Source organism: Achromobacter sp. UBA2119 (assembly GCF_002331005.1).
Taxonomy (GTDB): Bacteria; Pseudomonadota; Gammaproteobacteria; order Burkholderiales; family Burkholderiaceae_B; genus Achromobacter; species Achromobacter animicus.
The window spans coordinates 24337-48021 of record NZ_DCYD01000022.1; the positions used below are offsets into that span (position 1 = coordinate 24337).

Annotated in this window: 19 protein-coding genes; 7 read left to right on the top strand and 12 right to left on the bottom strand. The window is 66.6% G+C overall.

The features are described 5' to 3' along the window. Positions 1-129 precede the first annotated feature (129 nt). The gene (gene fumC, locus B3098_RS27585; RefSeq protein WP_175123263.1) at positions 130-1527 is read left to right on the top strand and encodes a class II fumarate hydratase; all 1398 of its coding nucleotides are present in this window, start codon (positions 130-132) and stop codon (positions 1525-1527) included. A 79-nt stretch (positions 1528-1606) separates the two neighbouring features. Here fumC and B3098_RS27590 read toward each other — a convergent pair whose 3' ends face one another. After that, on the bottom strand, positions 1607-2503 hold the full coding sequence (locus tag B3098_RS27590) for an AEC family transporter (RefSeq protein WP_286900379.1): 897 nt from the start codon (positions 2501-2503) through the stop codon (positions 1607-1609). Positions 2504-2745: 242 nt separating this feature from the next. On the opposite strand from B3098_RS27590, the gene B3098_RS27595 reads away from it, so the two are divergent. Next, a complete protein-coding gene (locus B3098_RS27595) occupies positions 2746-3738 on the top strand; it encodes a tripartite tricarboxylate transporter substrate binding protein BugE (RefSeq protein WP_279975763.1) in 993 nt (330 codons plus the stop codon). A 111-nt stretch (positions 3739-3849) separates the two neighbouring features. On the opposite strand, the gene B3098_RS27600 is transcribed toward B3098_RS27595, so the two are convergent. Beyond that, entirely contained in the window at positions 3850-4770 is a 921-nt protein-coding gene (locus B3098_RS27600) for a LysR family transcriptional regulator (RefSeq protein WP_286900381.1), read from the bottom strand. Positions 4771-4966: 196 nt separating this feature from the next. Between B3098_RS27600 and ggt the strand changes: the two genes are divergently transcribed. Beyond that, a complete protein-coding gene (gene ggt / locus B3098_RS27605; RefSeq protein WP_286900383.1) occupies positions 4967-6730 on the top strand; it encodes a gamma-glutamyltransferase in 1764 nt (587 codons plus the stop codon). Between the two features lie 109 nt (positions 6731-6839). On the opposite strand, the gene B3098_RS27610 is transcribed toward ggt, so the two are convergent. The 4 genes from B3098_RS27610 to B3098_RS27625 form a co-directional block, all read right to left on the bottom strand. After that, a complete protein-coding gene (locus B3098_RS27610) occupies positions 6840-8231 on the bottom strand; it encodes an APC family permease (RefSeq protein ID WP_286900384.1) in 1392 nt (463 codons plus the stop codon). Between the two features lie 239 nt (positions 8232-8470). Then, positions 8471-9598, bottom strand: coding sequence for a CaiB/BaiF CoA transferase family protein (locus B3098_RS27615; protein ID WP_218344950.1), 1128 nt, complete (start codon positions 9596-9598; stop codon positions 8471-8473). 13 nt (positions 9599-9611) lie between these two features. Further along, positions 9612-10592 carry a Bug family tripartite tricarboxylate transporter substrate binding protein gene (locus tag B3098_RS27620; protein ID WP_218344949.1) on the bottom strand — a complete coding sequence of 327 codons (981 nt, stop codon included), beginning with the start codon at positions 10590-10592 and terminating at the stop codon, positions 9612-9614. A gap of 69 nt (positions 10593-10661) precedes the next feature. Then, entirely contained in the window at positions 10662-12362 is a 1701-nt protein-coding gene (locus B3098_RS27625; protein WP_286900385.1) for an acyl-CoA dehydrogenase family protein, read from the bottom strand. 120 nt (positions 12363-12482) lie between these two features. Here B3098_RS27625 and B3098_RS27630 point away from each other — a divergent pair, with 120 nt between their 5' ends. Continuing rightward, positions 12483-13403, top strand: coding sequence for a LysR family transcriptional regulator (locus B3098_RS27630; protein ID WP_286900387.1), 921 nt, complete (start codon positions 12483-12485; stop codon positions 13401-13403). Positions 13404-13406: 3 nt separating this feature from the next. On the opposite strand, the gene purU is transcribed toward B3098_RS27630, so the two are convergent. The 6 genes from purU to B3098_RS27660 all read right to left on the bottom strand — a co-directional run bounded on the left by purU (position 13407) and on the right by B3098_RS27660 (position 18614). Next, positions 13407-14261: a formyltetrahydrofolate deformylase gene (purU, locus tag B3098_RS27635; RefSeq protein ID WP_175138843.1), complete on the bottom strand. Its 855-nt coding sequence runs from the start codon at positions 14259-14261 to the stop codon at positions 13407-13409. Positions 14262-14301: 40 nt separating this feature from the next. Next, complete coding sequence (locus B3098_RS27640) at positions 14302-15411, bottom strand: NAD(P)/FAD-dependent oxidoreductase (RefSeq protein ID WP_286900388.1); 1110 nt, start codon at positions 15409-15411, stop codon at positions 14302-14304. Beyond that, positions 15408-15932 (bottom strand): flavin reductase family protein, encoded by a 525-nt coding sequence (locus B3098_RS27645; protein ID WP_175138841.1) that lies wholly within the window; start codon positions 15930-15932, stop codon positions 15408-15410. The genes B3098_RS27640 and B3098_RS27645 overlap by 4 nt, the downstream gene beginning before the upstream one ends. Before the next feature lie 69 nt (positions 15933-16001). Next, on the bottom strand, positions 16002-16631 hold the full coding sequence (gene pdxH, locus B3098_RS27650) for a pyridoxamine 5'-phosphate oxidase (RefSeq protein ID WP_175123250.1): 630 nt from the start codon (positions 16629-16631) through the stop codon (positions 16002-16004). A 115-nt stretch (positions 16632-16746) separates the two neighbouring features. Then, a complete protein-coding gene (locus tag B3098_RS27655) occupies positions 16747-17403 on the bottom strand; it encodes a gamma-glutamylcyclotransferase (RefSeq protein ID WP_286900389.1) in 657 nt (218 codons plus the stop codon). 2 nt (positions 17404-17405) lie between these two features. Next, positions 17406-18614: an MFS transporter gene (locus B3098_RS27660; RefSeq protein WP_286900390.1), complete on the bottom strand. Its 1209-nt coding sequence runs from the start codon at positions 18612-18614 to the stop codon at positions 17406-17408. A 313-nt stretch (positions 18615-18927) separates the two neighbouring features. On the opposite strand from B3098_RS27660, the gene macA reads away from it, so the two are divergent. From macA to B3098_RS27675, 3 genes are read left to right on the top strand one after another with little or no spacing between them, the layout of a single operon-like run. Then, a complete protein-coding gene (gene macA / locus B3098_RS27665) occupies positions 18928-20109 on the top strand; it encodes a macrolide transporter subunit MacA (protein WP_286900393.1) in 1182 nt (393 codons plus the stop codon). Position 20110: 1 nt separating this feature from the next. Continuing rightward, the gene (locus B3098_RS27670) at positions 20111-22069 is read left to right on the top strand and encodes a MacB family efflux pump subunit (RefSeq protein ID WP_175123247.1); all 1959 of its coding nucleotides are present in this window, start codon (positions 20111-20113) and stop codon (positions 22067-22069) included. Between the two features lie 5 nt (positions 22070-22074). Then, entirely contained in the window at positions 22075-23499 is a 1425-nt protein-coding gene (locus tag B3098_RS27675) for an efflux transporter outer membrane subunit (protein WP_286900394.1), read from the top strand. Positions 23500-23685 lie beyond the last annotated feature (186 nt).

Sequence of the window (23685 nt, forward strand, 5' to 3'; positions counted from 1 at the left end):
AGCACAGATGGGAGCAATTATAGGAATGCGGGTTTCTGCTAACCTATAACGATTGCTATTCTCAATAATGTCGCGACTTTGCGGCCTTCCGCCGCACGCGACTGACGCCGTCACGGAGTTGTACGCGCCATGAAGACCCGCATCGAAAAAGACACCTTTGGCCCCATCGAGGTGCCGGAAGACCACCTGTGGGGAGCGCAGACGCAGCGCTCCCTGCATTTCTTCGCGATTTCCACCGAGAAGATGCCGGAGCCGCTGGTCAATGCGATGGCGCGGCTCAAGCGCGCGGCGGCCAAGGTCAATGCCGACCTGGGCGAGCTGGACCCCAAGATCGCCGACGCGATCATGCGCGCCGCTGATGAAGTCGTCGCGGGCAAGTGGCCCAACGAGTTTCCGCTGTCCGTCTGGCAGACCGGTTCGGGCACGCAAAGCAACATGAACATGAACGAGGTGCTGGCCAACCGCGCCTCGGAATTGCTGGGCGGCGTGCGCGGCGAAGAGCGCAAGGTGCACCCGAACGACCACGTCAACCGCGGACAATCGTCGAACGACACCTTCCCGACCGCGATGCACGTGGCGGCCGCCGTGGAAGTCGAACACCGCCTGCTGCCGTCGCTGAAGGCCCTGCGCGCCACGCTGGCGGCCAAGAGCGCCAAGTTCTACGACATCGTCAAGATCGGCCGCACCCACCTGCAGGACGCCACGCCGCTGACGCTGGGCCAGGAACTGTCCGGATACGTGGCGCAGCTGGATCTGGCGGAGCAGCAGATCCGCGCCACGCTGCCCGGGCTGCACCAACTGGCCATCGGCGGCACGGCAGTGGGCACCGGCCTGAACGCCCATCCGCAATTCAGCCCCAAGGTGTCGGCCGAACTGGCCCACGCTACCGGCACGGCGTTTGTCTCGGCGCCCAACAAATTCCAGGCGCTGGCGTCGCACGAAGCGCTGCTGTTCGCGCACGGCGCGCTGAAGTCGCTGGCGGCGGGCCTCATGAAGATCGCCAATGACGTGCGCTGGCTGTCGAGCGGTCCGCGTTCGGGCCTGGGCGAGATCAGCATCCCCGAGAACGAGCCGGGCAGCTCGATCATGCCGGGCAAGGTCAACCCGACGCAGTGCGAAGCCATCACGATGCTGGCCGCGCAGGTCATGGGCAACGACGTGGCCATCAACATCGGCGGCGCCAGCGGCAATTTCGAGCTGAACGTCTACAAGCCGCTGGTGATCCACAACTTCCTGCAATCGGTGCGTCTGCTCACGGACGGCATGGCCAGCTTCGACCAGCATTGCGCCGCGGGCATCGAGCCCAACCACGAGCGCATCGCGGAACTGGTGGACCGTTCGCTGATGCTGGTCACCGCGCTGAATCCGCACATCGGCTACGACAAGGCCGCGCAGATCGCCAAGAAGGCGCACAAGGAAGGCCTGTCGCTGAAGGAATCGGCGCTGGCGCTGGGCTTTGTGACCGAAGCGCAGTTTGCCGAATGGGTCGTGCCCGGCTCGATGACGAACGCGCACAAGCCGTCGTAAGCGTCACACGCCGGCCCGCGCCGCCGGTCCCATGAATATGGCCGCCCCGCAAAGGGCGGCCATTTTTCTTGTGAGCGGGCTAGCCGCCCGCCACGAGCAGCCACAACGGGATCGTGACCGCTGAAAACAACGTGCCCAGCGAGATCAGCACGGCGACCATGCGGCCGTCGCCGCCCATGCGCATCGCCAGCACATACGCCGCGGATGCCGTGGGCAGCGCCGCGAACAGCAGCAACATGCGCGCTTCGAGCGGGGGCAGGTCGAGCAGGTGCGCCACCAGCAGCGCCACCGCGGGCAGCGCGACCAGCTTGACCGTCAGCATCCACGCGATCAGAGATCCATAACCCTTGCCGCCTTCCCACGCCAGGCTGGCGCCCACGCAGATGATGCCCAGCGCAAGCGCCGCCGCGCCCAAGCGTGCGAACACCGTGTCGACGGGGCCGGGAAGCTGCAGTCCCGCCAGATTGCAGGCCAGGCCGAGCAACGTGGAAATCACCAGCGGATTGCGCGCGAGTTCGCGCAGCAGGTTGCCGCCGCTGTGGCGCGCCAGGCCATAGACGGCGGCGACATTGGCCATGGGCACTGCGAAGCCGACGATCAGCGCCATGACGGTCTGGCCCGGCGCGCCCGCCAGGCTGGCCGACAGCGCCAGCCCGATATAGGTGTTGAAGCGGAACCCGCATTGCGCGGAGGAGGCGAGACCCAGCGACGAGGGCCGCAGCGCGAGGCCCGCCAGCCACGCCATCGCGACGCCGGCGGCAATGACCGACGCGGTGGCCTGCAGCAGCAGCGCCGCGTTGCCCGCCGTGATGGGCGTGCGCAGGATCGATTGGAACAGCAGCGCGGGGAACAGCACGAAGTAGACGAGACGTTCCGTGCCGGCGAAGAACTCGCGTGAGAAACCCAGTTTGTGACGTAGCGCCCAACCCAGCGCGACCAGCATGAAATCGGGGAGAACCAGGAGTGCAACAGACATGAGGGAGTGGTTTTTCGTCTGGCGCCGGGCGGCGTCGGGCGCGCTATGCGGGTGTAAGCATTTGCTGCTATTCTCCGTCATTCTGGCGGGCGCGTGTGCCACAAGCAACCTATAAATGCGGCGTAGACACGCTGCGCACAAGCAATGCGCCCGCACCGTTATCTGCTGGTCCGTCTACAGGCGGGCACAACACACAACGGTCCGTCTACACACGGGCTCGCAATCTTGGAGGAAACACAACTATGAATAAGGTCCGCTCCCTGGCAGTGGCCATCGCCCTTGCTACCGGTGCTGCCGGCACGTTGGGCGCTTCGGTCGCGCACGCCGCAGACAAGTACCCCAGCAAGGCCATCCGCGTGATCGTTCCGTTCGCGCCTGGCGGTTCCACGGACATCATTGCGCGCCTCGTGACGCAGCGCATGAGCCAGGAACTCGGCCAGCCGATGGTCGTTGAAAACAAGGGCGGTGCCGGCGGCGCCATCGGTGCGGCCGAAGCCGCGCGCGCACCGGCCGACGGCTACACGCTGTCCATCGCCACCGTCTCCACGATGGCTGTGAACCCCGCCTGCCGTCCGAAGGACCTGCCGTACGATCCGATCAAGGACTTCCAGCCGGTCACCAACTTCGCCAACACCGCCAACGTCGTGGCCGTGAACCCCAAGTTCCCCGCCAAGGACTTCAAGGGCTTCATCGAAGAGCTGAAGAAGAACCCGGGCAAGTATTCGTACGGCAGCTCGGGCACCTGCGGCGTGCTGCACCTGATGGGCGAATCGTTCAAGATGGCCACCGGCACCGACATCGTGCACGTGCCCTACAAGGGTTCGGGCCCGGCGCTGGCTGACGCCGTCGGCGGCCAGATCGAAATCCTGTTCGACAACCTGCCGTCCTCGATGCCGCAGATCCAGGCCGGCAAGCTGAACGCCATGGCCATCGCGTGGCCCGAGCAGATCGCCGCCGTCAAGGGTGTGCCGACCTTCAAGGACGTCGGCTTCCCGGTGCTGAACCAGCCCGTCTGGTACGGCCTCCTGGCGCCCAAGGGCACGCCGATGGAAGTCGTGAACAAGCTGCGTGACGCCGCCGTCGTGGCCCTGAAGGACCCGAAGGTCATCAAGGCGCTGGACGAGCAAGGCTCGGCGCCGTCGGGCAACACGCCGGAAGAGTTCGCCAAGGAAATCCAGGAACAGTTCAACTGGGCCCAGGACGTCGTGAAGAAGCAGAACATCAAGCTGGACTGATGCTGCGCGGGGCGGCCTGGGTTGCCCCGATCGACACAGCAACGGGCGCCTTCGGGCGCCCGTTGTGCGTTGTGCTTTGTGCGTTGTGCTTTGCCGGCCGCGCGCGGCTTGTCAGGCGGGCGTGTCCAGCCCTTCCAGCAGCGCGGCGCACGCCGTGCGCAGACGTTCGATCAGGTCTCGGTGCAACGCCGACAGCGGATCCTGGTTGCGCGTCATGATGCTGATCGGCACGCGCAGCGCCGGTTCCAGACGGCGCAGGGTCATGCCGGGACGCAGCATGGCGCGCGCGGTGATGGCGTCAACGATGGCGTCGCCGCAGCCTGCATCGACCAGCGCGCAGGCCACGTAATGGGTCTGCACCTGGATGGCGACCTGCGGCGCCAGGCCCTGCGCATCCAGCGCCAGTTGGAGCAGGGCGCCCGATGCGTCGCCCGCGTCCAGCACGATGAGCGTGTCGCCGGATGCCGTGGCGTCCGCGGTTTCAGACAATTCCGACAGTCTTAGCGGCCCATTCCCGGGCTTGCGGCTCAGGTGCACGAGTTCCGTGTGCCCCAGCCCCATGCGCGTCAGGCCGGGATAATCGTTCGTGTCGAACGTGATCGCCAGATCGAGCTCCCGCGTCAGCAGCCCTTGCACGAGTTCGGCGCTGTGGTGCGTGTGGATGTCGAAGGTGATGCCGGGTTGCGCGTTGCGGCTGTCGCGCACAACGCCGGGCAACAGACCCAGTCCCAACGCCGGCGCGCAGCCCAGCCGCAGATGGCCGTGGGGCCGGTCGCGCAGGTTGGTCGCCAGCCTGCGCACGCTGTTCAGGTCCTGGCTCAGGCGCGCGATCTCCGGGGTGAGGATCTCGGCCTCGCGCGTGGCGACCAGCCGGCCCTTCACGCGGTCGAACAGCTTGAAGCCCAGCTGGCTTTCCGCATGCGCCAGCAGTTTGCTCGCGGCAGGCTGGGAAATGTGCAGCGCGGCGGCGGCTTCGGTCAGGGATCCGGTGCGGCGGATCGCTTCGAATATCTCGATGTGGCGCAGGCGCATGGCGCGGAAATGGGGGGGTGATCCGAAACCGCGATTCTAAGCCGGATGGCGCGCCGCGCGCCGCCACAGGGGCGGCACCGCTACCGCCGTGAAACTGCCACCGCCGCGAAACCGCTGCAGTTGAACCGCGACAGCGGCGCCGCCCTTTGACTATCATGGACGCCAGCCGGATGTCCGGCGACCACCGGAGCCATTCATGCGCCTACGCCGCCACGCCGCCCTGCTGCTCGCCGCCGCGATAACCGGCCTGCCATTTGTTTCCGCCAGTTGGGCGCGCACGCCGCCCGCAGCCGAGGACATCAATCCCGAAGCCGCCAGCGGCGTCCAGGCGCGCCAGCTGGTGCGCGCGCCGCATTTCATGATGGTGTCGGCCAACCCGCTGGCCAGCCGTGCGGGCGAAGCGATGCTGCGGCGCGGCGGCAGCGTGGTGGACGCCGCCATTGCCACGCAGCTTGTGCTGAATCTGGTCGAGCCGCAATCGTCGGGCATCGGCGGGGGCGCGTTCCTGGTGCTGTACTCCGCGGCGGACGGCCAGATCCGCACCATCGACAGCCGCGAGACCGCGCCCGCGGCCGCGCGGCCTGATCGTTTCCTGGATGCCGAGGGCAAACCGCTGCCTTTTGCGCAGGCCGTCAACAACGGCATGTCGGTGGCGGTGCCCGGCCTGTTGCGCGGTCTGGAACTGGTGCACAAGACGCACGGCAAGCTGCCCTGGGCCGACCTGTTCCAGCCGGCTATTGAATTGGCGGAAGCGGGCTTTGCGGTGTCGCCGCGCCTGCATTCGCTGCTGGCCGGCAACAAGGCGCTGCCGCAGCAGGCCGCGGCGGCCGCGTATTTCTATGCGCCGGACGGGACGCCCTGGCCCGTGGGCCACGTGTTGAAAAACCCGGAATTTGCACGCACGCTGCGCGCGGTGGCAACGCAAGGCGCTGATGCGTTCTACCAGGGCGACATCGCGCGCGACATCGTCGCAGCAGTGCAAGGTCACGAGAAGCCCGGTGACCTGAGCCTGGACGATCTAGCCGGTTATCGCGCCAAGCCGCGGGACCCCGTGTGCGGCGCGTACCGCGGCTATCAACTCTGCGGCATGGGTCCGCCCAGCAGTGGTCCCATCGCCGTCCTGCAGATGCTGGGCGAGCTGGAGCAGTTTCCGCTGAGCCGCTACGCGCCGGGCACGGCGCAGGCGGTGCATTATTTTTCGGAAGCCGGCCGGCTGGCCTTCGCTGATCGCGATTTCTACGTGGCCGACCCGGACTTCGTGCGCGTCCCGGTACGCGCCTTGCTGGACCCCGCCTACCTGCGCGCGCGCGGCGCGCTGATCCAGCCGGATCGCAGCATGAAGGTCGCGCTGCCCGGTGACCCCGAAGGCAAGCTGCTGTCGCTGGGCAAGGGCAACGCGCTGGAACTGCCGTCCACCAGCCACCTCGTGGCCGTCGACGCGCAAGGCAACGCGCTCACCATGACGACGACCATCGAAAGCGAATTCGGCAGCAAGATCTTCGTGCGGGGCTTTCTGCTGAACAACGAGATGACCGATTTTTCGTCGTCGTTCAAGGATCCCGAAGGCCGGCTCGTCGCCAACCGAATCGAGCCGGGCAAGCGCCCGCGCAGCTCGATGGCGCCGATGATGGTGCTACGCGATGGCAAGCCTTACGTGCTGGTGGGCTCGCCGGGCGGCAGCGCAATCATCAACTACGTCGCCAAGACGCTCGTGGGCGTGCTGGACTGGGATCTCGATATTCAGTCGGCAATCGACCTGCCCAACATGGGCAGCCGCAACAAGGAAACCGAACTGGAGAAGGGCACGGCGCTGGAAGCATTGGCGCCGGAACTGGAGCGCATGGGCCACCCGGTGCGCATCACCGAGTTTCCCAGCGGCATCCACGGCATCGTCATCGATGCGAAGGGCCTGCAAGGCGGCGCGGACCCGCGCCGCGAAGGGCTGGCGGTGGGCGGCTGACGCCGCGCTGCGGCGCCAGGCCCGGCGGGGGTGTCCTCGCTGAGACGCCGCGGCCAGCGCGTGAGACTGAGGCGCCCGGCTGAGGGCGCCTCAGCCGTGGCGCCACGCATCACTCCAGGGCCGAGGGATCCAGCTCCATCTTGGCCTCGCGGCGCCGCGCCAGCCAGGTCACGAACCACATCACCACGCCCAGCAGCAGCAGCCAGCCGGCGACCTGATACTGGATCACGTCACGGCCCGTCAGCGGCGTAACCAGGAACAGGCAGGCCGCGGCGCCCAGCCACGGGACAATGCGGTTGATGGCAAAGTGCTTGTGCTTGACCTGGTCACGCCGCAGCACCAGCACCGCGACGTTCACGAACGCGAACACGCCCAGCAGCAGCAACGCGGTGGTGCCGCCCAGCGCGCGGATCGCCTGCGAGTCGGTCAGCGACACCAGGATGATGAGGCCGAAGGCCAGCGCCGTCGTGAACAGGATGGCCGTCCACGGCGTCTGGTTCTTGCGGTGCACGTGCGCCAGGAACGACGGCAGCACGCCCTGGCGCGACATGCCGTACAACAGGCGGCTGGCCATCATCATGTTGATCAGCGCCGAGTTCGCCACGGCGAACATCGAGATGATCGGCATGATGTACTCCACGGGCAGATCCGGCGCGGCGCGCTTGACCACCAGTACCAGCGGCGTGCTGCTCTTGGCCAGTTCGCCCACCGGCACCAGCGCAACGGCGCAGATGGACACCAGCACATAGATGAGTGCTGTGATGCCCAGGCCGGTCAGCATGACCTTCGGGAAGATGCGGCTGGGATCGTGCGTTTCCTCGGCCATGTTGACCGAATCCTCGAAGCCGACCATGGCGAAGAACGCGAGCGCGGTGGCCGAGGTCACGGCCAGGAACACGCTCTTGTCCTCGGGCGTGTCGAACGCGACGACGCGCGAGAAATCCGCCTGGCCGCCGGAGATGGCGTAAAAGCCCAGCAGGATGACCATCAGCAGGCCTGACAGCTCGATCAGCGTAAGCACGACGTTGGCCCGGACGCTTTCAGTCGCGCCACGAAAGTTGACCAGCATGACCAGCGTCATGAAGCCCAGCGCGCCAAGCGTGATCCAGTGCTTTTCGGCCTCGATGCCCATCGCGGCGAACAGGTTGGCGGCGAAGGCCTGCGAGGCGGTGGCGGCCGACGTCAGGCCGGAACACATGACGGTAAAGCAGACGATGAACGTCAGGAAGTGCACGCCGAACGCCTTGTGGACGTAGAGCGCGGCGCCCGCGGCGCGCGGGTACTTGGTGACCAATTCAAGGTAGGACAGCGCGGTCAGCAGGGCCACCCCGAAGGCGACCAGGAACGGCAGCCAGGCTGCGCCGCCGACTTCAGCGGCCACTTGCCCTGTCAGTGCGTAGACGCCGGTGCCCAGGATGTCGCCAACAATGAATAGCAGGAGCAGCTTCGGGCCCATCACCCGTTTCAGCTGGCCGTGGTCTTGTGAGTCTGTCGTGGCCATAGTCTTTTATTTCCTCTTATGTGGCTCGCCTTTTTATGTGGCTCGGGAAAGCGTGCAGATGCGACGCAAAATGCAAAAAAAGTCTACGGCGGCAATAGGGCGGTGTGCTGAAACCAAATGTCTAAGTTGTTGCGCGCGGGGATAGCGGTCCACTTCGGACGGTGTCTGACACCTGGCCAAGCGGAAACGCTGCAGCAAAAAAAGCCCGGCGGGCGCCGGGCGGGGGCATCGATGCGGGATCAGTCCTGCCCGGCTGGTGGCGCCAGGTCTGGCGGCAGCTTGCGCAGCGTGGCAGGCGTGCGCGACAGCTTGATGGGCGAGCCCACGCCTTTGTAATCGCCCTGTTCCAGCACCATGCCGCGGTGCCGCGTATGCGGATGCGCGAGCGCCTGATCGACCGTCTGCACGGCGGCGGCAGGCACGCCGGCGCGCAGCAGTTGGTCGGCAAGCGCGGCGGCTTCGTGGCGGGCAAGCAGCGCAGAGAGATCGTCGCGCAGCGCCTGGCGATGGCGCAGGCGGTCTGCATTCGTGGCGTAGCGAGCATCCGCCGATAGCGCCGGCGCATCGAGCGTCTGCGCCAGCATCGCAAACTGGCGGTTGTTGCCCACGGCCAGAAAGATCGGCCCGCTGGCGGTCGGCAAGGTTTCGTACGGCGCGATGTTCGGGTGCGCGTTGCCGCTGCGCTGCGGCACCTTGCCGCTGTAGAAATAATTGGGCGCATGCGGGTGCAGCAGCGACAGCGCGCAGTCATACAGCGTGATGTCCAGGAACTGCCCCAGCCCGCTGCGCGTGCGCTCGTTGAGCGCCAGCAGGATCGCCACCGCTGCGTTCAGCCCCGTCACCATGTCCACCACCGGCAGGCCCACGCGCGTCGCTTCGCCGTCCGCATCGCCGTTTACGCTCATCAGCCCGCACATCGCCTGCGCGCAGGCGTCGTAGCCGGGCAAGCCGCCCAACGGGCCGTCCGAGCCGAACCCGCTGACGCGGCAATGGATCAGCGCGGGGAAGGCCGCCTTCAGGTCTTCATAGCCCAGGCCCCACTTTTCCAGCGTGCCGGGCTTGAAGTTCTCGACCAGCACGTCGGCGTCAGCCAGCAGGTGGCGCAGCAGTTCCTGCCCGGCGGGCTGCGACAGATCCAGCGTCATGCCGTCCTTGTTGCGGTTCACGCCGACAAAGTACGAGGCCGTCTCGCCCAGAAAGGGCGGGCCCCAGCCGCGCGTCTCGTCGCCGCCGGGCGGCTCGATCTTCAGCACGTCGGCGCCGTGGTCGGCCAGGATCTGCGTGCAGTACGGACCGCCCAGCACGCGTGACAGATCGATCACCTTGCAGCCCGCAAGGGCGCCGGCATTGGGTAGGGTGTGAGCCATGGAATTCTTCGCGTCAGTCGATGGAAACGTTGGCGCTCTGGATCAGCTCGCGCCACTTGGGGACTTCGGTGGTGATGAAGGTGGACAGGCCTTGCGGCGTCTTGTCCTGCGCTTCGACGATGCCCTGCATGCGCAGCGTCTGCTCGATCGCCGGATCGGACAGCGCCGTCTTGAAGGCCTGGTTCAGCGTGTTCACCACGTCGGCCGGCGTGTCCTTGGGAGCAACGATGCCGAAGAAGACGCTGACGTCATAGCCCTTCAGCCCCTGCTCGGACAGCGTCGGCAGCTCGGGCAGCGCGTCGGAACGCTGCGCGCTGGCCAGGCCGATGGCGCGCAGCTTGCCCGCCTTGATGTACGGCAGCGCGGTCAGGATGTCGGTGAACGACATCGACACCTGGCCGCCCAGCAGATCGTTCAGCGCGGGGCCGGTGCCCTTGTAGGGGATGTGCATGATCTTGGTGCCGGCCATGCGGTTGAACAGGATGCCGGCCAGGTGCGACGACGCGCCGTTGCCGGACGAGGCGTAGCTCAGCTTGTCCGGATTCTTCTGCGCGTAGGCGATCAGTTCCTGCATGTTGTTGGCGGGCACCGACGGGTTCACGACCAGGATGTTGGGCAGGTGGCCGATGCGGATGATGGGCGCGAAGCTGGTCTCGGGGTTGTAGTTCTGCTTCTTGTACAGGCTGACGTTGATGGCCAGCGGGCCGGACGTGCCGAACAGGATGGTGTAGCCGTCGGGCTTGGCGGACGCGACGTATTCAGAGCCGATGTTGCCGCCCGCGCCGCTGCGGTTTTCGACGATGACGTTCTGCTTGAGCGGCTCGCGCAGCTTTTCGGCCAGGCGGCGCGCCAGCGCGTCGGTGGGGCCGCCGGGCGGGAAGGGCACGACCAGCGTGACCGGCCGCGCAGTGGGGTAGGCGTCTGCGGCAACGGCCGGGGTGGCCGCGACGATGGCGGCGGCCGCCAGGAACAGGGGGGTGAAATAGCGTTTCATGCATGTCTCCAGTGGATGGCGCGCCGGCTGTGCCGCCGGCGTCGGGTTACTGCAAAAGCCGGAAGGGCGTTACAGCGCGTACTGCAGGATGGCCTGGCAGGCCGCGCTTTCGTCAGGCGGGATGGCATAGGGATCGCGCGGCGCCAGGCGGTGCAGCAGCACTTGGTCGGCCAGCCGCGCGCGGCTTTCCAGACCCGTGCCGGTGGCTTCCCAGCGCAACGCGGCCATGGACACCGCGTGATACAGCAGCGATGCGGCCTGGCGCGCCAGCTGGGCATGGTCGCCTTGCGCGGCGTGTTCCGCCAGCGCGTAGGTCTTTTCCAGGGCGCTGGCCTGCAGATCGGCCAGTTCGGACGGGCAGGGCGCGCCGTCGGCCAGCAGGCGGTCGATGTGGCTGCGCAGCGCCGGCAGGGAATGCTCTTTCTTGATGGCGCGCAGGACATCCAGCGCGACGATGTTGCTGGTGCCTTCCCAGATGGAACCCAGATGCGCGTCGCGCACCAGGCGGGGTTCGGTGAACTCCTCGATATAGCCGCAGCCGCCGCGCACTTCCATCGCGTCGCCGGTGACCTTGCGCGCGTCGCGGCAGGCGCGGAACTTGATCAGCGGTGTCAGGATGCGCGCCAGCGCGGGGTCCGCCGCGCCCTGATCGGCATCGGCCAGCGCGCGCGCCGTCTGGAACATGACGCTACGCGCCTGTTCTGTCCACACGATCATCTTGACGAGCTGACGCTGCATCAGCGGCATGTCGATCAGCCGCTTGCCGAAGGCGCGGCGATGCTGCGACACGTAGACGGCCTCGGTGACGGCGCGGCGCATCAGGCCCGCGGCGCGCATGCCGTTGGACAGGCGCGAGTTGTTGATCATGTCGGCCATGTGCTTGAAGCCGCGGCCGCGTTCGCCCACCAGCCAGGCCACCGCGCCTTCCAGACGGATTTCGCCGCTGGCCATGGAGCGCGTGCCCAGCTTGTCCTTCAGGCGCAGGATGCGGTAGTGGTTGTGCGTGCCGTCCGCCAGGTCGCGCGGCAGCAGAAAGAGCGACACGCCCTTCAGGCCGGGGTCCGTTTCGCTGCGGGCCAGCACCATCGCAAAGCCGGCGTCGGGGTTCGAGCAGAACCACTTGTCGCCGTGAATGCGCCAAGTGCCGTCATCCTGCGCTTGCGCCGTGACCTCCGTGGCGCTGACATCCGAGCCCGCGCCTTGTTCGGTCATGAACATGGCGCCCTGGCGCAGCGTATCGAAGTCCTGCGACGTCACCTGCGGCAGCACGCGCTCGACCAGTGCGGGGTCGCCGAACTTGCGCAGCGTGCGCGCCAGCGAGTCCGTCATGCTGACCGGGCAGCACAGGCCGAACTCCGCCTGCACGAAGAGATGGCTGAGCGCGTATTTGGCGGCGGCGGGCATGGGCTCGGGCCAGCCGAGCACACCGCCCCGGTGGGACAGGGCGGCCAGACCGAATTCGCTGTAGGCCAGGCGTTCCAGTTCGACGTAGGCCGGATGCTTGTCGATGCGGGACTCGTCCGTGCCGGCCCGGGTGCGCACGGACAGCGTGGGCGGATGCTTGTCGGCCACGGAAGCCAGTTCGTCCATCACCCCGCCTGCCAGTTCGCCCAGCCGGCTCAGGTGCGGCAACAGATGCGCGTGCAGGGCGGGCGGCAGGTAGCGTCGGCTCAGCGCCTCGGCGTATGGGTCGGCGCTGAACAGGTTCAGCCCGCGGGAATCCGGGACGGGCGTGGCGGTGGCGGCAACGGGCAAGGCAGGGGTATCCATGGCGGCATCCGGGTCGAACGGGGAGATGTCCTATGGTGAGGGCCTTGATTTATCTATTCAAATACTGTTTTGATGTAGATCAATCCAAAAAAAATATAGATATGCCTTAAGGAGGGACGCATGGACTTGGAACCCCGGCTGCTGCGCTACTTCATCGCCGTGGCCGAAGAGCGCCATTTCAGCCGCGCGGCGGCGCGCCTGCACATCTCGCAGCCGCCGCTCAGCTACGCGATTCGCCAGCTGGAAGAGAACATCGGCGCGCGCCTCTTGGCCCGCACCAGCCGGCATGTCGAGCTGACCGACGCCGGCCAGGCGCTCTACCACGAGGCCCTGATTCTGCTGCGCCAGGCTGAAGAGGTCCGCACGCTGGTGCGCCAGGTGGACGCGGGCCTGCGGGGCCGGCTGCGCATCGGCTTCGTGGGGTCGATGCTGTATCGGGGCCTGCCCGCGCTACTGAGCGCCATGCGCACGGAACTGCCCGACGTGGAGCACGTGCTGACCGAACTGAACTCACATGACCAGATCGAGGCGGTGCGGCGCGGCGAGCAGGATCTGGGCTTCATCCACGCCAATCCGGTGCCGGACGGCGTGCAGGCGCGTGATCTGATGGCCGAGCCGTTCGTCGTGTGTCTGCCGGACGCGCATCCGCTCGCGCAGCGCACGTCGCTGCGGCTGGCGGAGCTGGCGGAGGATGACTTTGTCTTTTTCGCGCGGGCGGCCTCGCCCAGCTATTACGAAACCGTGCTGGCCATGTGCGTGTCGGCCGGCTTCATGCCGGCGATCCGGCACGAGGTGCGCCACTGGCTGAGCGTGGCGTCGCTGGTGTCGCAGGGATTGGGGGTGTCGATCGTGCCGGCGTGCCTGTCGCGCAGCGGGCTGGCGGGCACGCGGTTCATTGCGTTTGAACACGATGCGCGCTCGATCAGCCAGGTGATCTGGCCCGATGCGGCGCGTTCGCCCTTGCAGGAGCGCGCGGTGGCGTTGGTGGCCCAGGCGTTTCCGCCGTTGCAACCGCCCGCGGCGGTCCCGTCAAAGGCGTAAGGATCAGCGGAACACGACGGTCTTGTTGCGGTTCAGCAGGATGCGGTGTTCGACGTGGCTACGCACGGCGCGCGACAGCACCAGGGATTCGATGTCGCTGCCCACCTGGGTCAGGTCCTGGGCGGTCATCGTGTGGTCGACGCGTTCGATGTCCTGGTCGATGATCGGGCCTTCGTCCAGGTCCGAGGTCACGTAGTGGGCCGTGGCGCCGATGATCTTCACGCCGCGCGCATGCGCCTGGTGATAAGGACGTGCCCCCTTGAAGCTGGGCAGGAAGCTGTGGTGGATGTTGATCGCGCGTCCGGTCAGCGCGCGGCACATGTCGGCGGACAGGATCTGCATGTAGCGCGCCAGCACGACCAGGTCGATGTTCGCCTCGTCGACGATCTTGAGCACCTGCTTCTCCTGTTCCAGCTTGGTGTCGGGCGTGACCGGCAGGTGGTGGAACGGGATGTTGTAGGTGGCGGCCAGGCCGGCGTAGTCGTTGTGATTCGAGACGATGGCGGCCACTTCGGCATGCAGATGGCCGCTGTGCACGCGGAACAGCAGGTCGTTCAGGCAGTGGCCCTGCTTGCTGACCATGATCAGCAGGCGTTCCTTGCGGCGCGCGTCGTGCAGCTTCAGTTCCATGCCGTAGTCGGCGGACATGGCGTCCAGGCGGGTGCGCAGGTCGTCGGCGGAGGCGCCGACCGGCAGGTCGAAGTGCACGCGCAGAAAGAACCGGCCGGTCTCTTCGTCGCCGAACTGCTGCGAATCCAGGATGTTGCAACCCAGTTCGAACAACAGGCCGCTGACGCGGTAGACGATGCCGGTGCGGTCGGGGCAGGACAGGGTCAGGATGTAGTCGTTGTGCTGCATGGCGGAAATGGATGAATAAGAAAGAGGAAGCGGGCGGAGATCAGGCGGACAGGCGCGCCAGGGTTTCTTCCGCCAGGGCCAGGCTGGAGGTCAGCCCGGGGGATTCGATGCCGAACAGGTTCACCAGGCCCGGCACGCCATGCACGGCGGGGCCGGCGATGACGAAGTCGGCGGCCGGCTCGTGCGGGCCGGAGATCTTGGGCCGGATGCCCGTGTAACCGGGCGCCAGCGCGTCGTCCGGCAACGCTGGCCAGTAGGTGCGGACGGCTTCGTAGAACACCTCGGCGCGGGATGCGTCCAGCGTGTAGTTCTCGGTCCCGACCCATTCGGTGTCGGGGCCGAACTTGGCCTGGCCGCCCATGTCCAGCGTCAGGTGCACGCCCAGGCCGGCGTGCTGCGGCACGGGATAGATCAGGCGCGAAAACGGCGCGCGCCCGGACAGCGTGAAATAGCTGCCCTTGCACAGGTAATCGGTGGGGATGCTGTCTGCCGGCACGCCTTCGATGCGCCGCGCCAGGGCGGGCGCCTGCAGGCCGGCCGAGTTGATCAGCACGTTGCAGGTCAGTTGCATGGCGTCATCGCCGCCGAATTGCAGCTCGAAGCCGCCTTCAGGACGCACACGCCCCGACACGAGCGGGGTATGGAAGACGCATTGGGCGCCCGCGTTCTCGGCGTCGCCCTGAAAGGACAGCATCAGCGCGTGGCTGTCCACGATGCCGGTGGACGGCGACACCAGCGCGGCGGTGCATTGCAGCGCGGGCTCAAGGCGCATGGCTTCTTCGCCCGAGATGTACTGCAGGTCGTCCACGCCGTTGGCGCGGGCGCGCTGGGCGATGCCTTCCAGCTGCGTGGCCTGTTCGGGGCTGGTGGCGACGATGAGCTTGCCCAGCCGCTTGTGCGGCACGCCGCGCTCGGCGCAGTAGGCATACAGCAGATGCTTGCCGCGCACGCATAGCCGCGCCTTCAGGCTTCCGGCGGGGTAATAGATGCCGGCGTGGATGACTTCGGAGTTGCGCGAGCTGGTGCCGGTGCCGATGGCCTCGGTGGCCTCGGCCACCAGCACCTCGCGGCCGGATTGGGCCAGCGCGCGGGCGATTGCCAGGCCGACTACGCCGGCGCCGATGACGACGCAATCGACGTCGACGCTCATGATTTGGCCTTCTCGGCGCGCGTGCCGGCCGGCGTCAGGTCGAATCCGCCGGCGTGAAACACCAGCGGCGGCTCGCCGCTATGACCGCAACGTTCGACTTCTCCGACCATGATGACGTGATCTCCTTCGACATAGCGGCTGCGGTTGCGGCATTCGAACCACGCGGCGCAGTGGCCGTCCAGCATCGGCGTGCCGCCCGGCGCGTAATGCACCTGCAGTCCGGCATAGCGGTCCGGCGTCTTGCCGGTCGCGAAGCGCCGCGCCAGCGCGATCTGATCCGCGCTCAGCACGTTTACCACGTAGCGCTCGCACTGTTCGAAGGCCTCCAGCGACGAGGAGCCCAGCGACAGGCTCCACAGCACCAGCGGCGGGTTCAGCGAGACCGAATTGAACGAGCTGACCGTCAGGCCGATGGGCGCGCCGTCCTGGCCGGCGGTCGTCACGACCGTCACGCCGGTGGCGTAACGGCCCAATGCGGTGCGAAAGAAGACGGAATCGAAATCAGGGGAGGAGGCGGACATGCAGTAGACAGTTCGGTCGGGCGCGGGAGGCACCCGGCGTGGGGACGCCCCGCGACGGGGGCGCCTGTATCAGGGAGACAGGCGTTCGATCTTCCAGTCCGCGCCGTCCGCGACGTAGCGCAGGCGGTCGTGCAGGCGGGACGGCCGCCCCTGCCAGAACTCAAAGGCGGTGGGCTTCAGACGGTAGCCGCCCCAGTGCGGCGGACGCGGCGGCTGTTCGCCGAAGCGTTCACGGAATTCCTTTTCGCGGGCTTCCAGTTCTTCGCGGGTGATGGGCTGGCTCTGGCGCGAAGCCCAGGCGCCGATGCGCGATCCGGCCGGGCGGCTGTGATAGTAGGCGTCCGACTCTTCGGCGGCCACTTTTTCCACCACGCCCTCGATGCGGACCTGGCGCTCCAGCGGCTGCCAGAAGAACAGCAGGCTGGCGCGCGGTTCGGCCAGCAGGTCCAGGCCCTTGCGCGATTCGTAATTGGTGAAGAACGTGAAGCCTTGGTCGTCAAAGCCCTTGATGAGGACGATGCGGGCGCTGGGCTGGCCGCTGGCATCCACCGTCGCCAGGGTCATGGCGTTGGGTTCGGGCACCTTGGCCGCGAGGGCCTCGTCGAACCAGCGGGTGAATTGCTCGAACGGGGAGCGGGCGGCCTGGCTTTCCAGGAGCACATTCTTTTCGTAGCTTTGACGCAGATCAGAGACGGACATGGTCTTAGGGGTTCAGCGTTGATAACAGGGAGTTTATACCGCCTGGAAGACCGGCCCCTCATTGACCCCGCGCAGGCCCCGGGCAAGTTCGCCGCGCCTGCTTGCCCCGTGGGCGTCAGGGACCTTCGGGCAGCGGGTGGCCGTCCAGTTCCAGCCGGCGTGCGATCGCGTCGAGCCGGGCGTCGTGGATGCCGGCGGACCGCAGGGCCTGGGCGGTCTGCACCACATAATCCGTGCACGGGCCGTAGCGTCCCGCCGCGCGGCGTACGATCTCCAGCAGTTCCGGCTCGGGCAGCGCGCGGATATAGGCGGGATTGCTGCGGTTCATGATAAAGACCAGTGCGCGGACGACCCCTTCGTCCGTGGCGCAGTTGATCCAGCGGGGCAGGTAGGCGCCCGTGGACATCTCGCGTTCCCAGAGGGCAGGAAAGTAATTGGGGACCTGGTCGCCCGCCAGCCGGTAGACCACGCCCCGGCAGGAACCGCCTCGATCCAATCCGAACACCAGGCCCGGGCATTCGGGCGTACCCCGGTTCACCCGGGACCACAGGCACAGCGCCCGATGATGGCCGCGCAATGTGGCCAGGCGCCGTTCCTGGAAGTCGAAATCCGGTCGCCAGATCAGGGATCCGTACCCGAATACCCAGACGTCTTCCCCGGCCTGCCAGTGTTTGAGCGCGTCGTCGAGCGAGACTTGGCGTTCTTCTGGCGTCCAGAGCCGGAAGGGCAAGGACGCGCCGGAGATGTCTGAGGGGGAGGACTGCTTGTTCACAACTACGTTTTCCGTTCAGGCTCGTGCGGAGGATTTCGATTGGCCCAGCCCCCGGCCATCAGCGCCACGGAATAGGCCCAGAAAAGCGGGGCAACGCCAATTACCGCACCCAGCGCGCCGAAGGTCAACGGCAGGGACACCTGCGAACCATTGATCAGCGCCATGCGCAGGCCCACGGCTTCGGCGGCGCGGCCCGGTGGTGAGTATTGGTGCAGCATGGACAGCATGCTGGGTTGGCAACAGCCCAGCGCCAGTCCCAGGATGAAAGACAGCACGATCAGGACGGTAACGTCGGTGAACAGCGGGTAAAGCACGAAGTCGATTGCCGCCGTGGCCATGGCCACGCGCACCAGTGTCCAGGATCGCACCCGGCGCTGGATCAGCGGCAAAACCAGCCGGATAACGAAAGTTGCCGCCGCGAACGACGCAAGAATGACGCCGATGGTGGTGGCGGACAAGCCAATCGCCACGCCGAAAATCGGTACGACGAACAGGTGGGTATCCCACGCGCCGGACAGGATGGTGTTCACCATCAGGACACGGCGCAAGGCGGGCACGGCGAGCAATTCGGTCACCCGGCGGCGCTGGGCCTCTCGCACGCCAGTGATGGCAGCGTCGACGGCCTTCAACTGATTGCGCAGCGCATACAGGCCGATTCCCGAGAGCAGGGGCCCGACGGCGAGTAGGCCGAAGGCCGTGCGCGTACCCAGGTGGTCAATGGCCAGACCGGCGATCAAAGGACCGGAAAATCCCGACCCTGCCAGGGCCAATGACATGAACGAGAAATTGCGCAGCCGCTTCTCGGGTTCGGCGTGTCCCAGCAAATCCTGCGTGGCGACCTGATGCAGCATGAAGCCGATGCCGATGCAGCAGGACGCGACCAGCAGCGCGGACTGGGTTTGTGAAATAGAGGGGAGTAGCGTGCCGAAAGCCACCAATGTGGTGCCGATGACCAGCGGACGGACGATGCCGACCCGGTCCACCCAGCGACCCGCTCGGACCGAAAACAGCATGGGCAGCACGGCAAACACCGCCACCAGCGTGCCCACCGTGAATGTGGACAGCCCCATCTGCAGCGCCGTCAGAGAAACGGTGATCCGTCCGCCAGTCAGCGCCACATGATTCATCATTGCCAGCAGGCACAAAAGCACCGCCCCGGAAAATTCCGGGGAACTGGATGGCGAGGAGGGGGATCTGTTGGAGGTAGACACGGCTTAACTGCATTCATTCTGTTCGTAACATCCGGCTATGTCGAGGCGATGCGTTTTTGCGCTGCAGCGGACAGTGACTAGTCACACTGCGAAGTTAACGGTCTCTACCGGACAAGTCGTGCGCTTATTCGGCAAGATGACGGCACGTTCGCGGCAGGCGCGGTAAAACGGTTCCGAAGCAGTGACGGGATCGTTGTATCGTTCACGCAACGGAACCCACCGTGTGGTGCAATCCGTCTACGGTTTTCACCGCTGGTTTGCAGTATTACCGGCGCCGCCCGTGGCGCCTTGCCGTTCCCATCGTCCAGGTTCAATGAAAAAGTCCCGCAGCAAGTTCAAGCGCTACGTCCTGATAGCCGTCATCCTCCTGCTTCTTGTCTTCGGTGCGCGCGCCGCGTTCTTCTCGGCGCCGCCGCCTACCTTCGCCGTGGCCGAGGTGTCCCGCGCGGACCTGGAAGACAGCGTCCTGGCCAGCGGCACCATCGACGCCATCGAACGCGTCAGCGTCGGGGCGCAGGCCACGGGCCAGCTCAAGTCCCTGAAGGTGGAACTGGGCGATCGCGTGAAGAAAGGACAATTGGTCGCCGAGATCGATGACCTGACCCAGCAGAACGAGCTGCGCAACGCCGAAGCGGCGCTGCAGACGCGGCGCGCCGAGCGGGCGGCCAAGGTCGCCACGCTGAAGCAGGCCGAACTGGCGTTCAAGCGCCAGCGCATGATGTTGGCGGCCGACGCCAGCTCGCGCGAGGCCTATGAAACCGCCGAGGCCACGCTGGCCGTGACCCGTGCCGAGATCGCGTCGCTGGACGCGCAGATCGCGCAGGCCGAGATCCAGGTGGACACGGCCCGGGTCAACCTGGGTTACACGCGCATCGTCTCGCCGATGGACGGCATGGTGGTCGCCGTGGTGACCAAGGAAGGCCAGACGGTCAACTCCATCCAGAGCGCGCCCACCATCATCAAGGTGGCGCAGGTGGACACCATGACGATCAAGGCGCAGATCTCCGAGGCCGATGTGACGCGGGTTAAGCCCGGGCTGCCGGTTTACTTCACGATCCTGGGCGAACCGGACGAGCGCTACCGCGCCACGCTGCGCGCGGTGGAACCGGCCCCCGATTCCATCCAGAAGGACGACGCGGCGTCATCGCTGACGTCCTCGACCAGCACCTCCACCAGCGCCGCGGTCTATTACAACGGGCTGTTCGATGTGCCCAATCCCGACGAGAAGCTGCGCATCTCGATGACGGCGCAGGTCTTCATCGTGCTGGGCGAGGCCAAGGGGGCGGTGGTGGTGCCGGCGTCGGCGCTGGGCAAGCGCGGCGCGGACGGACGATACGAGGTGCGCGTGGTGCTGGACGGCAACAAGACCGAGACGCGCCAGGTCCGCATCGGCATGAACAACAATGTGCAGGCGCAGGTGCTGGAAGGCCTGGAGGTGGGCGAACGCGTCGTGTCGGCGGATTCGTCGCCGGCCGCCGCCAAGCCGGGAGCCTGACATGAGCGGTCCGCTCATTTCCCTGTCGGGCGTGCGCCGCGAGTTTCCAGCGGGCGACCAGACGATCGCGGTCCTGAAGGACGTCAACCTCACGATCGAGGCGGGCGAGATGGTCGCCATCGTGGGGGCGTCCGGGTCGGGCAAGTCGACGCTCATGAACATCCTGGGCTGCCTGGACCGGCCCACGCGCGGCGATTACAAGGTCGACGGCCGCAGCACGGGCGAGCTCGATCCGGACGAGCTCGCAGAGCTGCGCCGGGAGCACTTCGGGTTCATCTTCCAGCGCTATCACCTGCTGGCGGACCTGAGCGCGCAGGGCAACGTGGAGGTTCCGGCGGTCTACGCAGGCAAGCGCCGCGAGGCGCGGCTGGAGCGGGCTTCGGCCTTGCTGGCGCGGCTGGGCCTGGCCGATCGTTCCGAGCACCGGCCCGGCCAGTTGTCCGGCGGTCAGCAGCAGCGCGTGAGTATCGCGCGAGCGCTGATGAACGGCGGCGACATCATCCTGGCCGACGAGCCCACGGGCGCGCTGGACACGCATACGGGCCAGGAGGTGCTGCGCATCCTGGAAGAACTGAACGCGGCGGGACACACGATCATCATCGTCACGCACGATATGAACGTGGCGCGCCACGCGCAGCGCATCATCGAGATCAGTGACGGCGAGATCGTCGCGGACAAGCGCAATCCGGACGCGCCGCGCCATCAGACGGCATTGGACGAGGCCCCGGCGATGGCCCAGCGGCCGGCCTGGCAGGCGTATCTGGACCGCTGCGGCGAGGCGCTGCGCATGGCGCTGCTGGCGATGAACGCGCATCGGCTGCGCACGTCGCTGACGATGCTGGGCATCATCATCGGCATTGCGGCGGTGGTGTCGGTGGTGGCGCTGGGCGAGGGCTCGCGGCGCAAGATCCTCGAAGACATCAGCGCAATCGGCACGAACACGGTTGAGGTTTTTCCGGGTAAGGATTTCGGCGACGAGAAGGCGGTGAACATCCGCACGCTGGTGGCGGCGGACGCCGAGGCGTTGGCGCGCGAGTCCTATGTGGACAGCGTGACGCCGGAAGTGGGAACGAGCAATACGCTGCGTTATCGCAACGTGTCGGTGAATGGGTCGATCCAGGGCGTGGGCGATCAGTACTTCCGGGTGCGCGCGATCAAGCTGGCCGAGGGCAAGTTCTTTGACGAGACCAGCGTGGCGCGCCGCGCGCAGGAAGTGGTGATCGACGAGGGCACGCGGCGTGCGCTGTTCGGGTCGCATACGGAGCCCATCGGGCAGGTGATCTTCCTGGGATCGATGCCGGCGCGCGTGATCGGGGTGACGCAGAAGAAGGACACGGTGTTCGGCAGCAACGACTCGCTGAACGTGTGGATTCCCTATACGACGGCGCTGTCACGGGTGCTGGGGCAGCAGCACCTGAAAAGCATCACGGTGCGCGTGAACGACGCGACGCCGCCGGCCGCCGCCGAACAGGCGATCGTGCGGGTGCTGACGCGCCGGCACGTGGTGAAGGACTTTTTCGTGTTCAACACGGATGCGGTGCGCAAGACGATCGAGCGCACGACGGCGACGATGACGCTGCTGGTGTCGCTGATCGCCCTGATTTCGCTGATGGTGGGCGGCATCGGCGTGATGAACATCATGCTGGTGTCGGTGACCGAGCGCACGCGCGAGATCGGGGTGCGGATGGCGGTGGGCGCGCGGCGCAGCGACATCATGCAGCAGTTCCTGATCGAGGCGGTGCTGGTGTGCCTGATCGGCGGGGCGGTCGGCATCCTGTTGTCGCTGGGCTTGGGCGTGCTGGTCAGCAAGGCGACGGGCGGCTCGTTCCAGATGATCTATTCCACGGCATCGATGGTGGCGGCATTCACGTGCTCGACGCTGATCGGTGTGATTTTTGGCTATCTGCCGGCGCGCAACGCGGCGCGCCTGGATCCCGTCGAGGCGTTGGCCCGGGAATGAGGAAGATGAAAGCAGTTTCTCTGGTGTGCAAGCCGCTGGGCGTGGCGCTGTTGCTGGCGCTGGGCGGGTGCGGTCTGCTGCGTACGGATTACGAGCGGCCGGCGGTAAGTGTGCCGGCGTCCTGGACTTATGCGGGGGCGGGCGCTGATGCGGGCGCGCAGGCTTCGCTGGCCGATGGAGGCGACTGGTGGCGCAATTTCGATGATCCGGTGCTGAACAGGTTGGTGGAGACGGCGCTGGCGCGCAATAACGATCTGGCGGCGGCGGCGATCCGCGTGCGGCGGGCGCAGTATCAGGCGGGATTGGCGGATGATCAGCTGATGCCGCAGTTTGGCGGGGACGCCAATGTGTCGCGGGTGCGCAATCTGTATGGGGATCGCGCGATCACGCGGGCCAATTCGGCCGAGCTGACGGTGAGCTATCAGGTGGACCTGTGGGGCAAGCTGGCGCGCCAGCGGGATGCGGCGCAGTGGGAGGCGCTGGCGACGGAGCAGGACCGCCAGGCCGCGGCGCTGTCGCTGGTGGGGACGACGGCGACGTTGTATTGGCAGACGGCGTTCATCAACCAACGCATCGCCAGCAGCGAGGAGAGCATTGCCTACGCGCGGCGCACGCAGGACCTGGTGCGGGCGCAGTACGCGGCGGGCGGGGCGTCGGCGCTGGAGTTGGCCGAGGCGGAGCAGACGGTGGCTAGCCAGGAGGCGGCGCATGCGTTGCTGGTGCAGCAACGGGTGGAGTACATCAATGCGTTGACGATTCTGTTCGATGGGCCGCCGGATCGCATTACGGCGGATCCGATGCGGTTGCCGTCGAGCGCGTTGCCGGAGGCGCGGGCGGGGGTGCCAGCGGAGTTGCTGGGGCGGCGGCCGGATCTGCGGGCGGCGGAGCTGCGGTTGCGGGAGTCGCTGGCTACCGTGGATGCGACGCGGGCTAGCTTTTATCCGCCTGTGACGTTGACGGGGGCGTTGGGGAGTTCTAGCCCGACGTTGTCGGATGTGTTGAAGAATCCGATCGGGACGTTGGGGGCGGGGTTGACGTTGCCATTTCTGCAATGGAACCAGATGCAGCTCAATATCCGGATTTCGAAAGCGGATTTTGAGGAGCGGGTGGTGACGTTCCGGCAGGCGCTGTATCAGGCGATGGCGGATGTGGAGAATGCGCTGTCGAATCGGACGCAGTTGTCGATTCGTGCGGCGCAGCTGGATCTGTCGTTGCGGGCGGCTCGGGAGGCTGAGCGGCTGTACGAAGTCAGGTATCGGGCGGGGGCGGTGCCGCTGCGGGATTGGCTGGATGCGCAGGAGAAACGGCGGGTGGCTGAGGTGGCCAGCGATGAGAATATGCTGAATCGGTTGGTGAATCAGGTCACGGTTTATCAGGCGCTTGGCGGGGATGATGTGGTGGCTGTTGAGGGGGATGGGCTGCGGATGTGACGTTTTCAGCCGGCCGGCGCATCGATTTTCGGCGAAAGTCGGGGGGCGGGTGTCGGTTGCGGTTCTTGTGGTGCTCGGCGGGTGTTTTGGGTGTCGATTGTGGTTCTTGTGGCGCTTGGCGGGTGTTTTAGGTGTCGATTGTGGTTCTTAAGACGCCCGGCGCGTCGTCGGCCTGGGGCGCGCGGG

Bases quoted from the DNA above. Each gene is read 5' to 3' on its own strand.
- B3098_RS27675 (WP_286900394.1), top strand. From the start codon at position 22,075: ATGAAAGCAGTTTCTCTGGTGTGCAAGCCGCTGGGCGTGGCGCTGTTG.
- B3098_RS27645 (WP_175138841.1), bottom strand. From the start codon at position 15,932: ATGTCCGCCTCCTCCCCTGATTTCGATTCCGTCTTCTTTCGCACCGCA.
- pdxH (WP_175123250.1), bottom strand. From the start codon at position 16,631: ATGTCCGTCTCTGATCTGCGTCAAAGCTACGAAAAGAATGTGCTCCTG.
- B3098_RS27625 (WP_286900385.1), bottom strand. From the start codon at position 12,362: ATGGATACCCCTGCCTTGCCCGTTGCCGCCACCGCCACGCCCGTCCCG.
- purU (WP_175138843.1), bottom strand. From the start codon at position 14,261: ATGCAGCACAACGACTACATCCTGACCCTGTCCTGCCCCGACCGCACC.
- B3098_RS27640 (WP_286900388.1), bottom strand. From the start codon at position 15,411: ATGAGCGTCGACGTCGATTGCGTCGTCATCGGCGCCGGCGTAGTCGGC.
- B3098_RS27620 (WP_218344949.1), bottom strand. From the start codon at position 10,592: ATGAAACGCTATTTCACCCCCCTGTTCCTGGCGGCCGCCGCCATCGTC.
- macA (WP_286900393.1), top strand. From the start codon at position 18,928: ATGAAAAAGTCCCGCAGCAAGTTCAAGCGCTACGTCCTGATAGCCGTC.
- fumC (WP_175123263.1), top strand. From the start codon at position 130: ATGAAGACCCGCATCGAAAAAGACACCTTTGGCCCCATCGAGGTGCCG.
- B3098_RS27670 (WP_175123247.1), top strand. From the start codon at position 20,111: ATGAGCGGTCCGCTCATTTCCCTGTCGGGCGTGCGCCGCGAGTTTCCA.
- B3098_RS27615 (WP_218344950.1), bottom strand. From the start codon at position 9,598: ATGGCTCACACCCTACCCAATGCCGGCGCCCTTGCGGGCTGCAAGGTG.
- B3098_RS27595 (WP_279975763.1), top strand. From the start codon at position 2,746: ATGAATAAGGTCCGCTCCCTGGCAGTGGCCATCGCCCTTGCTACCGGT.
- B3098_RS27610 (WP_286900384.1), bottom strand. From the start codon at position 8,231: ATGGCCACGACAGACTCACAAGACCACGGCCAGCTGAAACGGGTGATG.
- B3098_RS27590 (WP_286900379.1), bottom strand. From the start codon at position 2,503: ATGTCTGTTGCACTCCTGGTTCTCCCCGATTTCATGCTGGTCGCGCTG.
- B3098_RS27630 (WP_286900387.1), top strand. From the start codon at position 12,483: ATGGACTTGGAACCCCGGCTGCTGCGCTACTTCATCGCCGTGGCCGAA.
- B3098_RS27600 (WP_286900381.1), bottom strand. From the start codon at position 4,770: ATGCGCCTGCGCCACATCGAGATATTCGAAGCGATCCGCCGCACCGGA.
- ggt (WP_286900383.1), top strand. From the start codon at position 4,967: ATGCGCCTACGCCGCCACGCCGCCCTGCTGCTCGCCGCCGCGATAACC.